11 protein-coding genes are annotated in these 13,514 nt (G+C 69.2%); 8 read left to right on the top strand and 3 right to left on the bottom strand.

All coding sequences use genetic code 11. The features are described from left to right. Positions 1–79: 79 nt before the first annotated feature. Entirely contained in the window at positions 80–949 is an 870-nt protein-coding gene (locus QZ670_RS08960) for an alpha/beta hydrolase (RefSeq protein ID WP_294254043.1), read from the bottom strand. Positions 950–967: 18 nt separating this feature from the next. Here QZ670_RS08960 and QZ670_RS08955 point away from each other — a divergent pair, with 18 nt between their 5' ends. The 6 genes from QZ670_RS08955 (at position 968) to QZ670_RS08930 (ending at position 7,915) form a co-directional block, all read left to right on the top strand. Next, positions 968–2,317 carry a protein adenylyltransferase SelO family protein gene (locus QZ670_RS08955; protein ID WP_294254039.1) on the top strand — a complete coding sequence of 450 codons (1,350 nt, stop codon included), beginning with the start codon at positions 968–970 and terminating at the stop codon, positions 2,315–2,317. Between the two features lie 61 nt (positions 2,318–2,378). Further along, a complete protein-coding gene (gene astD, locus QZ670_RS08950; RefSeq protein ID WP_294254036.1) occupies positions 2,379–3,794 on the top strand; it encodes a succinylglutamate-semialdehyde dehydrogenase in 1,416 nt (471 codons plus the stop codon). A gap of 91 nt (positions 3,795–3,885) precedes the next feature. Next, positions 3,886–4,827 carry a PilZ domain-containing protein gene (locus tag QZ670_RS08945; protein ID WP_294254033.1) on the top strand — a complete coding sequence of 314 codons (942 nt, stop codon included), beginning with the start codon at positions 3,886–3,888 and terminating at the stop codon, positions 4,825–4,827. A gap of 41 nt (positions 4,828–4,868) precedes the next feature. Next, entirely contained in the window at positions 4,869–6,050 is a 1,182-nt protein-coding gene (locus QZ670_RS08940) for a molybdopterin molybdotransferase MoeA (protein WP_294254029.1), read from the top strand. Positions 6,051–6,108: 58 nt separating this feature from the next. Continuing rightward, the gene (gene lexA / locus QZ670_RS08935; protein WP_294254025.1) at positions 6,109–6,786 is read left to right on the top strand and encodes a transcriptional repressor LexA; all 678 of its coding nucleotides are present in this window, start codon (positions 6,109–6,111) and stop codon (positions 6,784–6,786) included. Positions 6,787–6,946: 160 nt separating this feature from the next. Beyond that, positions 6,947–7,915, top strand: coding sequence for a hypothetical protein (locus QZ670_RS08930; RefSeq protein WP_294254023.1), 969 nt, complete (start codon positions 6,947–6,949; stop codon positions 7,913–7,915). A 610-nt stretch (positions 7,916–8,525) separates the two neighbouring features. Here the strand turns inward: QZ670_RS08930 and bla are convergent. Further along, entirely contained in the window at positions 8,526–9,386 is an 861-nt protein-coding gene (bla, locus tag QZ670_RS08925; RefSeq protein ID WP_294254021.1) for a subclass B3 metallo-beta-lactamase, read from the bottom strand. Further along, complete coding sequence (locus QZ670_RS08920) at positions 9,383–11,461, bottom strand: ComEC/Rec2 family competence protein (protein ID WP_294254020.1); 2,079 nt, start codon at positions 11,459–11,461, stop codon at positions 9,383–9,385. Before QZ670_RS08920 ends, bla begins: the two co-directional genes overlap by 4 nt. A 97-nt stretch (positions 11,462–11,558) precedes the next feature. On the opposite strand from QZ670_RS08920, the gene QZ670_RS08915 reads away from it, so the two are divergent. Continuing rightward, the gene (locus tag QZ670_RS08915; protein WP_294254019.1) at positions 11,559–12,173 is read left to right on the top strand and encodes a hypothetical protein; all 615 of its coding nucleotides are present in this window, start codon (positions 11,559–11,561) and stop codon (positions 12,171–12,173) included. 27 nt (positions 12,174–12,200) lie between these two features. Beyond that, positions 12,201–13,484, top strand: a complete 1,284-nt coding sequence (locus QZ670_RS08910) for a citrate synthase (protein WP_294254017.1) — start codon at positions 12,201–12,203, stop codon at positions 13,482–13,484. Positions 13,485–13,514: the final 30 nt, after the last annotated feature.

Here is a 13,514-nt window from a genome sequence, read left to right as displayed (position 1 = left end):
GGAGCACGTAGCGGGGAGGCGCATTGCCGCTTCCCCGCCGGTTCAGCGCTTTCCCGAAAGCCGCGCTATCGGCGCAGCCTCAGCCCGCGACCTTCGCCAGCAGCCGCTCGATCCCCGCCACGGCTTCCGGCTCGTCAAGGGTCGGCGCGTGGCCCACCCGCGGCACCGTCACCAGCTCGGCACCGGGTACCCGCGCGACCATCTTCTCGGCCGTCTCGGCGCGCAGGATGTCCGAGCGTTCGCCGCGCACCACCAGCAGCGGGCGGCCGGCCAGCGCGTCGATCGTTGGCCACATGTCCGGCCCGGCCTCGTTGCCCGGCACGCGGAACGGCTCGGCGATCTTCATGTCGTAGTCGAGCACGATGCGGCCCTGGCTGTTCACCCGGTGGAGCCGCTTGGCCATCGCCAGCCAGTCCTCGATCCGGTAGTCCGGGTACACATCTGCATTCGCTTCGGCGACGCCGCGCGCCGCGTGCATCCAGGTCGGGTACCAGACCTGCTTGCCGACATAGGTGCGGATCCGCGCCAGACCCGCCGGGTTCAGCTCCGGCCCCACGTCGTTGAGCACGGCGCCGGCCAGCTTGCCGCCGTCGGTCGCCGCGAGCAGCATCGTCACGATACCGCCGAGCGAGGTGCCTACCGCGACGAACTTCTCGATCTTCAGCTCGGCGAGCAGCGCCTCGACATCCTGGAGATAGACGAGCGGCACATAGCTCATCGGATCCTTGGCATAGGCGCTCTCGCCCCGGCCGCGGAATTCGACGCAGAGCACCCGCCACTCGCCCGAGAAGCGTGTCGCCAGATCGGCGAAGTCGCGCGCGTTGCGGGTGAGGCCCGGGAAGCAGAGCAGCGGCGGGCGGTCGGCGCGGCCCGGATAGTCGCGATAATGCAAGCGCAGGCCGTCTTTCGACCACCAAACGCCATCGGAGTAGTTGCGCCGAGCATCCATCGCGCCCCATATCGCCGCATGGCCTTCGCTCCGCAACAGGCGATCCTCGAACTCGGGGATGGCTTCTACGATCCGGTGGCGCCCGCGCGCTTCCCCCAGACGATCCTCCGCTTCCGCAACGACCGCGCCGCCGCGACCGTCGGGCTGGAGGGGCTGAGCGATGCCGAATGGCTCGCCCATTTCGCCCGGTTCGAGCCGCTGAAGGGCAGCCTGGCCCGGCCGCTGGCGCTGCGCTATCACGGCCACCAGTTCCGCGTGTACAATCCCGAGATCGGCGACGGCCGCGGATTCCTGTTCGCGCAGATGACCGACCAGGCCGGCCGACTGATGGACCTGGGCACCAAGGGATCGGGCCAGACGCCCTACAGCCGCTTCGGCGACGGCCGGTTGACGCTGAAGGGCGGGGTTCGCGAGATCCTCGCAACCGAGATGCTGGAGGCGCTGGGCGTCGAAACCAGCCGCACCTTCTCGCTGGTCGAGACCGGCGAATCGCTCCATCGCGGCGACGAGCCCTCCCCCACCCGCTCCGCGGTGCTGGTGCGGCTCAACCACGGCCATATCCGCATCGGCGTGTTCCAGCGCCTCGCCTATTTCCAAGACGTGGAAGGTCTGCGGAAGCTCACCGCCTATGTGCTGCGCCATTATTTCGGCGAGGAAGACGGGCCGGACGCGCCGCAGCGCCTGCTCGCCCATGTCGTCGCCCGCACCGCGCGGATGGGCGGCCAGTTCATGGCCGCGGGCTTCGTCCACGGCGTGCTCAACAGCGACAATATCAACGTCACCGGCGAGAGCTTCGACTATGGCCCCTGGCGCTTCGCCCCCAGCTGGGCGGCGAACTTCACCGCGGCCTATTTCGATCAGAACGGCCTCTATGCCTTCGGGCGCCAGCCCGAGGCGATCTATTGGGACGTGATGCAGCTCGCCATCTCGCTGCGCCTGATCGCCGAGGAAGCGCCGCTGATCGCCGCGCTGGAGGGCTTCGCCCCCGCCTATCACCGCGAGGAGGCGAAGGCCGTGCTCTGGCGCCTCGGCGTCCAGCCGCGCGACGAGGCCAACGACCGCGCGCTTACCGAAGCCGTGGAAGTGGCGCTCAACCAGACCGGCACGCTGCTCCACCGTTTCTATTTCGACGCGTTCGGCGGCGCCCTGCCCGAAAGCTATGGTGCCGAGTTCGCCGAGGTCCGCAGCCGCCTCGCCGACTATCGTCCGCGCAAACCCCGCGACCACGCCTATTGGCGCGGGGAGCCCTGTTCGATGCTGATCGACGAGGTCGAATCGCTCTGGTCCGCCATTGCCGAGCGCGACGACTGGGCGCCGCTCACCGCCAAGGTGGCGGCGATCCGGGTGATGGGCGAGGCTCTGGCCTAGCGCCGCGAAATCGGGCAAAGCGATCGTAACAGGGGCAACGAACCAGAAAACCAGAAGGCCCATGCCGGACCAGGAACTCCTTTCGACCGAACCCGCAACCGGCGCCGTGCTATGGCGCCACCCGATCGGGGATGCGGACACCGAAGTTGCCATCGCCCGCGCCAGCTGGGCCGCCTGGGCGGCGCGCCCGCTCGCCGTGCGGATCGAGGCGCTGCGCCGCTTCGCCAATGTCGTGCGGCAGCGTGCCGATGCCTTTACCGATCTGCTCGCCCGCGAGGCCGGCAAGCCGCTGTGGGAAGCGCGCACCGAGGTCGAGACGGTGATCGCCAAGGTCGACATCTCGGTCACCAGCTATTCGGAGCGGACCGGCCAGCGCCGGATCGAAGCGCCGATGAACACGCGGCTGGCGCTACGCCACAAGCCGCATGGCGTGCTCGCGGTGCTGGGCCCCTATAACTTTCCGGCGCATCTGCCCAACGGCCATATCGTCCCCGCGCTGCTCGCCGGCAACGCGGTGGTGTTCAAGCCATCGGAAAAGACGCCCGCCAGCGGCGCCTTCCTCGTCGAGTGCTTCCACGCCGCCGGTATTCCCGAAGGCTGTATCCGCCTGCTGATCGGCGGGCCCGACCAGGGCAAGGCGCTGGCCAGTCACCCGGATATCGACGGGCTCCTCTTCACCGGCTCGGCCAACACCGGCATCGCGCTCAACCGCCAGTTCGCGGCGCGGCCCGAAAAGATCCTCGCGCTGGAGATGGGCGGCAACAACCCGATCCTCGTGTGGAATACGCCGGACCTCTATTCGGCCGCGGTGCTGGTGGTGCAGTCCGCCTTCACCACCGCCGGCCAGCGCTGCACCGCCGCGCGCCGGCTGATCGTCGACGAGAAATTGTTCGAGCCGCTGATGGCCGAGCTCAACAAGCTGATCGGCCGGCTGATCATCGGCGAACCGCATGCCGATCCCCAGCCCTTCATGGGCCCCGTAATCGACAACAACACCGCCGACATGCTGACCGAGAGCTTTCTCACGCTCTCCACCATGGGCGGCCGTCCGCTGCGCCACATGGAGCGGCTGATCGAGAACCGCCCCTTCCTCACCCCCGGCGTGGTCGACATGACCGAGGCGCGCGAAAAGGTGGATGTCGAGCTGTTCGGCCCGATCCTCCAGGTGTTCCGCAAGACGAGCTTCGAGGACGCGATCGCCGAGGCCAACGATACCCGCTACGGCCTATCCGCCAGCCTGGTGAGCCAGGATCCGCGGCTCTACGACCAGTTCTGGGCCAACATCCGCGCCGGCATCGTCAACTGGAACAAGCCGACCAACGGCGCCTCCTCGGCGGCCCCGTTCGGCGGCGTCGGCTGGTCGGGCAACCACCGGCCCAGCGCCTATTATGCGGCGGACTATTGCGCCTATCCGGTAGTCTCCTCGGAATCCGAGCAGGCGCGCGCCGCGATGGGCGTGGGGCTGCGCGACGCCTGACGCCCGGCGTTAGGCTTTTCGCAACCCTGCCGCTTAACCGCGGTTTCAGTGCCCGGCCTGCATGCTGTCCTCCTTGGGACGGAACGACAGCATGGATTCGGGGCGAACGTCCGCGACGATCTTCAGCCTGACGCACGACCTGCCTGCACCGCGCGCGCCCAGCGCCGCGGCGGCGGACGGGCTCGATGCAGGCCAACTCGCCTGGGATGGCGAACTGCTCGACTGCGGCATCCACTGGATCGGCCGCGCCGGCGCCCGTCTGCGCGTCGAGCGCGCGCTGGCCGAGGCGATGCCGATCCGGCTGCACCTCGGGTCTGCCGAGCCGCTGATCGGCCGCACGCTCTGGTCCGACGGCAACGAGGCGGGACTCGCCTTCGACGCGCCGGTGGACGTGCTGGGGATGGTCGCGCGCAACCTCGCCCGCGCCACCGCCGAGCGCCGCCGCCTGCCGCGCATCGAGCTGCGCCACACCGTCGGCGTGCATCGCGGCGGCGACGTCGAGCAGCTCCGCACCCGCGACATCTCGCAAGGCGGCGTCGGCGTCGAGGCGCGCGGGCTCGCCGTCGACGAGGCGGTGCAGCTGACGTTCGACGGACTGCGTCCGCTGGAAGGCACGGTGCGCTGGATCGCGGGCGAGACCGCCGGCATCTTCTTCGCCGAGGAGCTGGGCTGGCAGACTTTGTTCCCCTGGCTGCGCGGCATCCAGCAGGCCCCCGCCCCCCAGGCCGGCGGGAGCGATGCAGACGGGCTGCTGCAGGACAAGCTGGCGCTCCGGCTCGACCTTCCCGGCCGGGTGCGGGAGGGCGTGGGCTGGTGGAACTGCCGGATCCATGCGCTCACCGCTCAGCAGGTCGAGTTCGAGGCGCGCCAGGCCTTTGCGCCGGGGGCGGCATTATGGGTGGCGCTCCCGGAGATCGGCGGCGGTCCGGCACGGGTGCTGCGGGCGCGGCACGGCCGGACGCTCGCCGAATTCCGCATGCCGCTGCGCGACAGCGACCTGCGCCTGCTCACCGCGAGCCGCCGCACCGGCTGAAGCCGCTTGCATCGCCGCGCCGCCGCGCTCAATCGGACGAGATGGCACTTCTTCCCATTGCCGAGGCCCAAGCGCGGCTGCTCGCTCTTGCCGGCCCCACGCCCCTCGAGACGGTCCCCTTGGCGGACGCCGTCGGCCGCTGGGCCGCCGAGCCGGTGATCGCGCGCCGCACCCAGCCCGAGACCGACCTCTCGGCGATGGACGGCTATGCGATCCGCTTCGCCGACCTGCCCGGACCTTGGGCCGTGATCGGCGAGAGTGCGGCGGGCTCGGGCTTCGCAGGCACGGTCGCGCCGGGAGAAGCGGTGCGGATCTTCACCGGCGCGCCGATGCCCGCGGGCGCGGACACGGTGCTCGTCCAGGAAGAGGCAGCGCGCGACGGCGAGCAGTTGCGCCTAGATGGCGAGGGCCCGCCCTATCTGGGTCGCAACACCCGCCGCCGCGGGCTCGACTTCGCGCAGGGCGACGCGCTGATAGCGGCGGGCGAGCGGCTCACCCCCGCCCGGATCGCGCTGGCGGCGATCGGCGGCCATGCCACCCTGCCCGTCCGGCGCAAGGTCCGCGTCGCGATCGCCGCAACCGGCGACGAGCTGGTCGCACCGGGCGCGCCTGTGGGGCCCGCCCAGCTGCCCGAATCGAACCGCACCATGCTCGCCGCGCAGCTCGCCGATCTGCCGGTCGAGATCGTCGATCTCGGCATCCTGCCCGACGATCTGGGCGCCCTCACCCACGCCTTCGCCACCGTCGAGGCCGACCTGCTGATCACGAGCGGCGGTGCCTCGGTGGGCGATCACGACCTGGTCCGGCCCGCACTGGAAGCCGCCGGCGCGACCATCGACTTCTGGCGGATCGCGCTCCGCCCGGGCAAGCCGATGATGGCCGGCAAGCGCGGCGACATGGTCGTACTGGGCCTGCCGGGCAATCCGGTATCGGTGTTCGTCACCGCGCTGCTCTTCGCCAAGCCCTTGATCGCGCACCGTTCCGGCGCCGCCGATCCGTTCCCGCAGGGGCGCACCGCGATCCTCGGCGAGCCGCTCCCGGCCAATGGTCCGCGCACCGATTACCTGCGCGCCGCACTGATCGACGGGCGCGTCCATGCCTCGGCAATCCAGGACAGCTCGATGCTCCGCACGCTCGCCCGCAGCACCTGCCTGATCGTGCGTCCGCCCCATGCGCCAGCCGCAAATAGCTCCGACTCGGTGGAAATCCTCGACATCGCTTGACAGCGCCTCGGAACATTGCATAAACGTTCCCAGTCTGTTCTGGACCCCGGAGGATTGGATGCTCACGCGCAAGCAGCACGAGCTGATCTGCTTCATTTCCGACCGTCTTGCCGAGACGGGCGTATCGCCCTCGTTCGAGGAAATGAAGGAGGCGCTTGATCTCAAGTCGAAGTCGGGCGTGCACCGCCTGATCAGCGCGCTGGAGGAACGCGAGTTCATCCGCCGCCTGCCCAACCGCGCCCGCGCGCTGGAGGTGCTGCGCATGCCCGAACGCGGCGAGCGCAAGCCGGCGGCCAAGGCGCCCAAGTCGGCGAGCACCACCGCCGCCCCGGCCGCGCTCCCCACCCCGGCCAACGACGTGGTGGAGATCCCGCTGCACGGCCGCATCGCCGCGGGTACGCCGATCGAGGCGCTCGAAGGCTCGACCATGCTCCCGGTCCCCGCCGCGTTGCTCGGCGCTGGAGAACATTATGCGCTCGAAGTGGCGGGTGACTCGATGGTCGAGGCGGGCATCCTAGACGGCGACTATGCGCTGATCCGCCGCACCGAGACCGCGCGGGACGGCGAGATCGTCGTCGCGCTGATCGACGATGCCGAGGCGACGCTGAAGTATTTCCGCAAGGAAGGCGCAATGGTCCGGCTCGATCCGGCGAACCGTGATTATACACCGCAACGCTACCGCCCGGATCAGGTGCGCGTACAGGGGCGATTGGCGGGACTGCTTCGGCGCTACTGATCTCCGGTGTGCGTCTAGGGGCGGAGATCGCATCAGCGGCCCGCCCTGCCGTTTCTAATCTTGGCTGAAGCCTGCACGTATCTTGGTGCCAATGCAATCTTGTTCATAGCCGCCGCAAATTGTGGCATGTCTTCGGGCGAAATTGCTGGAGGGCGGCGCGATGGATTCGGTTCGTTGGGCGATGATCGCGGTGGCGGTGGACCTGTTGGCCTGCGGTACAGCCGCCGCACAGCAGCGTTCTCCTGCTGAACGGACTGCTACCGTACAACAGGCGCCCACCGCACCGCAGAGCGCTCCCGCATCGGGCGCCGTCGTCACGCACGCCGCGGGACCCTCCGCGGACCCGATCATCGTTACCGGACGGCCGCTTCCGCCCAAGGAAGCGATCAAGTCGCTGTCCCGCGCGATCACCCCCTATGTGTCGGATGGGCCGCTGCCGCGCTTCAACGTCTCCGTCTGCTTCGGAACCGCCGGGCTTCCCCGGCGAACGCTAGAGCATATCGGCTATCGGCTGGCACTGGACGCCGAACTGGCCGGGCTGAAGCTCGCCGGTGATCGCTGCACGCCAAACGTGTATGTGCTGTTCGTCGACGGCGTTGGCGACCAGGTCGCCGCGTTGGTCCGGCGCAAATGGTGGGTCTTCGGGGATCGCTCGCCCAGCGAAATCCGGGAGATCGTGCGCGAACCGGGACCGGTGCGAGCATGGAGCAACAGCGAGGTTCGCGGCGCGGACGGGCAACCCATCGGTCCCGACGGGATTTTGAGGATCCCGATCGCAACGCGAATCGCGCCTTCCATCCGCCGCGACACGCTAGCCGCCATCGTGTTGATCGAGCGCGCTGCCGTCGTCGGCAAGGCGCCCAGCCAGATTGGCGATTATGTCGCGATGCGGGCGCTCGGTGGGGTGCACCCACCGCGCGCGGGCAGCCCCGAAACCATTCTCTCGCTGTTCGATGCAGGTTCCGGTCCCGCACCGGTGGAAATGACGGCCTTCGACCGCGGCTATCTGCGGGGCCTCTATGCCCAGCGCGACACGGAATTCGCGGGCATCACGCAAGGTCGGATCACGCGGAGCATCGTCAAGGCGAAGTCCGAGGAGCAGGCGCAAGTTTCCAGGCAGGCGCCCTAGATCGTGCAGGCAGAGAGGGTGCGCGGCTGGGTTCCCATGCCCTCGCAAGAGGGGCAGCGCCGTCGACGGGCGAGCGCGTGACAATGCGGCGTTCTTTGCCGGTTCGCGTGGTAGCGTTGTCAACGGGTGGGACCGGGGCCGCCTGCGCATATACCCTCGGCCTCGCCCCATCCTGCCATAACCGCCTGACCTGCGCCTGAGGGATTCGATCGGGGCGCTGAGGGCACGCGCGCATCCGACAACCACCCTTGCCGGTCGGGCAGAAGAGCGTTGTCGATTTGCAGCAAGCGACCGAGGATGCAGGCGAACACAAGCCTATCCCTAGTTCGGCCAGACTCGACACCGCTTCGGCAGGAGCGGCCATGATCGCGCCGGATCGAATGGCGCGCGATCGTGCTACTGCTGCTCGACAAGCAGCGCGACGTCCCACGCGGCTATGGTCGCCGCGTGCCGGACGACACCTCCTGCGTGGTACGGCCTGAGCGCCCCGCCACCGCCTTGCCGGTGCGCGAGTGTCCGCGCAGCCCCTGCGGACAAGCGCCCTGCCGACCAGATCGCTGGGCCGCCGCACCGCATCCCGATGATGGCAACCGGCACAGACGTCGACGCCCTAGTTCGCCCCCCCGGCCTTTGCCGCAGCCTCGAACGCCTTCTGCGCTGCGTCCAACCGACGCGCCAATTCCCCCGGATCGACGAACGCCTCGGCATCGCCCGCCACCTGCTTGGCGCGCTTGGCGGCCAGGTCGAACTGCTCGGCGTGGAAGCTGAGGAACACGTCCGCCTGGGTCGCGCGCAGCTTGGCAAAGGTGGCGCGGAAGTCGGCGGGTGCGGCGTCATAGCCATGGCCCGGCGTCAGCGGCTGATCGGCGACGCTGAGGCTGCAGGCGAACAGCACCGTCAGGCTGTCCCCGCCCGAGGGCACCTGCATGGTGAAGCTGGTGCAGCCCTTGGTGTGCCCCGGCGTCAGATGCGCGACCAGCGTGTTGGTGCCCAGCCGGATCTCCTCGCCGTCCTTCAGCTGACCGTCGACCTTCACCGGCGGCGCCGCGATGCCGATGTCCGGGCGATAGTCGGATTTGCCGGCCTCCAGCGCCGGCGTGTCGGCCGCGCTCGCCAGCAGTCGCGCGCCGGTGCGCCGCTTGAGCTCGGCCAATCCGCCCTCGTGATCCCAATGCGCGTGGTTGATCAGCAGGATCTTCACGTCGGTGAGCTTGAAGCCCAGCTTTTCGATGTTCGCGGCGATCAGCGGTGCGCTTTCGGGCATGCCGCCGTCGATCAGGATGTGCCCCTGCGGGCTGGTAATCAGATAGGCGGAGATCCCTGCCGTGCCGACATAGTGGACGTTCCCGAGGATCCGGAACGGCGCCATGGGCTGGTTCCACTCGGCGCGGGTCTTGGCCCAGTCGGTGCCCTGTGCCAGCGCCGGGGACGAAAGGCCAAGTGCCGAGACGGCAAGCAGAATCCGGATCATTGTCGATTTCCCTTCGCCGCGCTGAATGGGGGCTGGACGGTGGGTGGGTCAAGCCATGGCTGGAGCGCGCCCGTGTGAACGGTGCGAACCGTGCCGCTCGCGAATGTGACCGCAACCCCGCCGGTGCTGTCGAGCGCCCGCCGATCGAGCCGCAGCCAGCGGGGATGGCAGGCGCGCGGCAACCGCCGCTCGCTGACGACGATGTCGCTCGATGCGCAGGTCGCGACGAGTTCGCGCCACGCTACCGGATAGACGCTGCGGGTGGCCGCCACGCGCCAGCGCCGGCCGCCCTGTACCACCTCGGTCACGCACAGGTCGCGGCTGCACCGCGCATCGGGGCGTTCGGCGAGCGCCGCCAGCGCATCGGCCTCGACCCCGCCATTCTCGCCCAGCACCTGGCGGGTGAAGTCGCCAGCGCGGTCGCGGAGCAGCGCCAGGCTACCGTCGTCCATGCGCAGCGCGACATGCCGCCCGTCCCCGGTAACCAGCAGGTCCGGGCCGGGTGTCGCCAGCGACCAGGAAGCCCCTACAAGCAGCGGCGCCAGTCCAGCGATACGCACGCGCGTCCGCCACAGGCCGAGCCACAACCCGCCGAGCACCATCAAGGCGAAGGCCGCCGCCGGCACCACCGGCAGCACGGCGACCGATCCGGGCGCGCTCGCCACGCTGTGCGCGATCCACAGCAGCAGCGCCATCGCCTTGCCGGTGAGCCACCAAAAGGGCGCCCCAACCCCGACCACGTCTCCAACCAGCGCCAGTGCCTCCAGCGGCATCACGATAAAAGTCGTGAGCGGGATCGCGACAATGTTCGCCATCGCGCCATAGAGCCCGCCCTTGTGGAAATGGAACAGTCCGATCGGCATCAGCGCCAGCTCGACCACCAAGCCGGTGAGCAGCAGCGATCCCGCCCCCCGCGCGACGCGCCGGGCAAGCCCCTCTTCGCGCGCCTCGAACCAGCGGCGCATATGCGGGCTCTCGTGCAGCGCTACGATCGCGGCGACCGCGGTGAAGCTCAGCTGGAAGCTGGGGCCAGCGATCGACTCCGGCCACAGGAGGAGCACCACCATCGCGCCCGCCGCCACCAGCCGCAGCGTCAGCGCTTCGCGCCCCAGGCTCAGCGCGACCAGCACCAGCAACGCGGCGACGCAGGAGCGGATCGTCGGCACCTGCCCGCCGGTGAGCCAGGTATAGCCGATCGCGGCGAGGGCCCCTGCCCCCGCCGCGACCAGCGGCAACCGCACCCGCAGCGCCAGCCACGGGCTCAGCGCCAGCAGCCGCAGGACCACCAGCATCGCCGCGCCGGTGACGGCGGTAACGTGGAGGCCGCTTACCGAGAGGAGGTGAGCGAGCCCCGCGCGCCGCATGGCTTCGCTGTCGTCCTCGGAAATCGCGCCCTCGTCGCCCGTGGCCAGCGCGCTGGCGATGCCGCCGGCACTACCCGGCAGGCGCGACTCGATATGGGCGGAGAGGGCCGCGCGCAGGTCCTGCCCGCGGCGCGGCGGCGCGCGGAGCAGCGTCACCCGGTCGAGCGCCTTGCCGGTGGCGCCGATCCCGTCGAACCAGGCGACCCGCCGGAAATCATAGGCGCCGGGCACCGATGGCCCGGGTGGCGGGACGAGCCGCGCCCGCAACGCCACCAGTGCGCCCGCCGCTAGCCCTGCGGGCACCGCCGCGGCGTCGACATTCACCCGAAGCCGCGGCGGCAGATCGGCGCGGCGCACCGGCGCGAGAACCAGCCGCACCAGGCCGCGTGCCGGGCGCGACTCGATACGCAGCACCGCGGCATCAAAGCGCGCCACCTGCGGCCGTGCCAGCACCGGCGCGGCGAGATGCGCCGCGCGCCACCAGATCGCCCCGCAGCCGGCGGCAACCAGCAGCCCGCCCACCAGCAGCGCCCGTCCGCTCCGCCCGGGAAGCACGGCGCCGACCCCGGCCGCACCCAGCGCCGCGACGACGAAGCCAATCCATTGCTGCGGCCCGGACAGCAGAAACCAGCCAGCGATCCCGCCGCCAAAGGCGATCGGCACCCAGAGGGGCAACTGCCCGCGCTCGGCCTCCAGCCAGCGTTCTACCATCCCCCAGATGCCGGGAGGTCCCTTGGGGAATCGCAACCAGCCCCCCATGTGAAGGCTTGGAAGCCCCAGGAACGGGGCCGCAGCGGCGGGACGGGCCATGGCGCGAAAGACTGCGATCATGCGGGCGCGGGCGCAACAGAAGAAAGCAACGCTTGCTGACCCAGAACCGATCACTGACCCAGTACCGCGGCAGAGCACACCGAACCGGCACAAAGTCGGGAACGCGAAGAACCATTCCGGCTTCCTTGCTAGTATCAAGGATGTGGGGGGATGGCATGGCGACGGGGACCGCATTGCTCGCCGCGCTCAACGTCGACTCGGCGCGGATGATTTGCAGCGCAGCATACGGACGAACGCGCTTGGCCTCCGGTTTTTCTGCGGTCGCGGCAGGCCCGAAGCGCTTCTTTTTCGCATGCGCCCACGTACATTGGACGAAGCGGCAAGCGCTCTGCTAGAGGGCGAGCCGCGCCCCCGCTCCCCTCGGTTGCAGACCGCGCTTGACGGATTGGTAACGTGGGATACGGAGGCGCTCGAAGCGGCGGTACGCACCGTCGCGGACGAAACGGGCTTGGAGCTCGGCGACATGGCGCAGCCGCTGCGTGCGGCGTTAACCGGCCGCCGAACTTCTCCGGCTATCTTCGGCCCCCAGGCGATGCCGGGAACCGAGGAGACCCTCCCCCGCTTCGCAGATCAGATGCGTACACCCGCCTGAAAACGGGTCGAAGGAAAGGACGACTACATGAGCGATACCGCCAAACTGCACGTTGCGGGGAAAGACGTCGAATATCCCGTCCTCAAGGGCAGCACCGGCCCGGACGTCGTCGATATCCGCAAGCTCTATGCGCAGACCGGCGCCTTCACCTACGATCCTGGTTTCACCTCGACCGCGAGCTGCGAGTCGGGCCTGACCTTCATCGACGGCGACCAGGGCGTGCTGCTTCACCGCGGCTACCCGATCGGCCAGCTGGCCGAGCAGTCGAGCTTCATGGAAGTTTCGTACCTGCTGCTCAACGGCGAGCTGCCGACGCAGGACGAGCTGACCAAGTTCGAGAGCACGATCACCCGTCACACCATGCTGCACGAGCAGCTGGCGACCTTCTACCGCGGCTTCCGTCGCGACGCGCACCCGATGGCGGTGATGTGCGGCGTGGTCGGCGCGCTTTCGGCCTTCTACCACGACTCGACCGACATCACCGATCCGCAGCAGCGCATGATCGCGTCGCACCGCCTGATCGCCAAGATGCCGACGATCGCGGCGATGGCATACAAGTACAGCGTCGGCCAGCCGTTCCTCTACCCGAAGAACGACCTGAGCTATACCGGCAACTTCCTGCGCATGACCTTCGGCGTGCCGGCCGAGGAATATGAAGTGAACCCGGTGGTGGAGAAGGCGCTGGACCGCATCTTCATCCTCCACGCCGATCACGAGCAGAACGCCTCGACCTCGACCGTGCGCCTCGCTGGTTCGTCGGGCGCCAACCCGTTCGCCTGCATCGCGGCCGGCATCGCCTGCCTCTGGGGCCCGGCGCATGGCGGCGCGAACGAAGCCGCGCTCAACATGCTGCACGAGATCGGCCGTCCGGAGCGCATCCCCGAATTCATCGCCCGCGCGAAGGACAAGAACGATCCGTTCCGCCTGATGGGCTTCGGCCACCGCGTGTACAAGAACTACGATCCGCGCGCTACGGTCATGCAGAAGACCGTGCGCGAAGTGTTCGCCGCGCTCAACGTCACCGATCCGGTGTTCGAAGTCGCGCTGCAGCTCGAGGAAATGGCGCTCAAGGACGATTACTTCGTCGAGAAGAAGCTGTTCCCGAACGTCGACTTCTATTCGGGCGTGATCCTGTCGGCGATCGGCTTCCCGACGACGATGTTCACCGCACTGTTCGCCCTCGCCCGCACCGTCGGCTGGGTAGCGCAGTGGAACGAGATGATCTCGGATCCCGAGCAGAAGATCGGCCGTCCGCGCCAGCTCTACACCGGCCCGACGCAGCGCGACTACGTGCCCGTCAGCCAGCGCTGAGCGTGCGCCCCGGGGTTCGCCCCGGACATG

Source organism: uncultured Sphingomonas sp., assembly GCF_913774285.1.
In the GTDB taxonomy this organism is placed as follows: Bacteria; Pseudomonadota; Alphaproteobacteria; order Sphingomonadales; family Sphingomonadaceae; genus Sphingomonas.
Note: the sequence above shows the minus strand (reverse complement) of the source record. Positions and strands in the feature narration are given on the sequence as shown.

Excerpts from the sequence above, each read along its gene's own strand:
- QZ670_RS08960 (WP_294254043.1), bottom strand. The coding sequence starts at position 949 with ATGGATGCTCGGCGCAACTACTCCGATGGCGTTTGGTGGTCGAAAGAC.
- QZ670_RS08955 (WP_294254039.1), top strand. The coding sequence starts at position 968 with ATGGCCTTCGCTCCGCAACAGGCGATCCTCGAACTCGGGGATGGCTTC.
- astD (WP_294254036.1), top strand. The coding sequence starts at position 2,379 with ATGCCGGACCAGGAACTCCTTTCGACCGAACCCGCAACCGGCGCCGTG.
- QZ670_RS08945 (WP_294254033.1), top strand. The coding sequence starts at position 3,886 with ATGGATTCGGGGCGAACGTCCGCGACGATCTTCAGCCTGACGCACGAC.
- QZ670_RS08940 (WP_294254029.1), top strand. The coding sequence starts at position 4,869 with ATGGCACTTCTTCCCATTGCCGAGGCCCAAGCGCGGCTGCTCGCTCTT.
- lexA (WP_294254025.1), top strand. The coding sequence starts at position 6,109 with ATGCTCACGCGCAAGCAGCACGAGCTGATCTGCTTCATTTCCGACCGT.
- QZ670_RS08930 (WP_294254023.1), top strand. The coding sequence starts at position 6,947 with ATGGATTCGGTTCGTTGGGCGATGATCGCGGTGGCGGTGGACCTGTTG.
- bla (WP_294254021.1), bottom strand. The coding sequence starts at position 9,386 with ATGATCCGGATTCTGCTTGCCGTCTCGGCACTTGGCCTTTCGTCCCCG.
- QZ670_RS08920 (WP_294254020.1), bottom strand. The coding sequence starts at position 11,461 with ATGGTAGAACGCTGGCTGGAGGCCGAGCGCGGGCAGTTGCCCCTCTGG.
- QZ670_RS08915 (WP_294254019.1), top strand. The coding sequence starts at position 11,559 with ATGGCGCGAAAGACTGCGATCATGCGGGCGCGGGCGCAACAGAAGAAA.
- QZ670_RS08910 (WP_294254017.1), top strand. The coding sequence starts at position 12,201 with ATGAGCGATACCGCCAAACTGCACGTTGCGGGGAAAGACGTCGAATAT.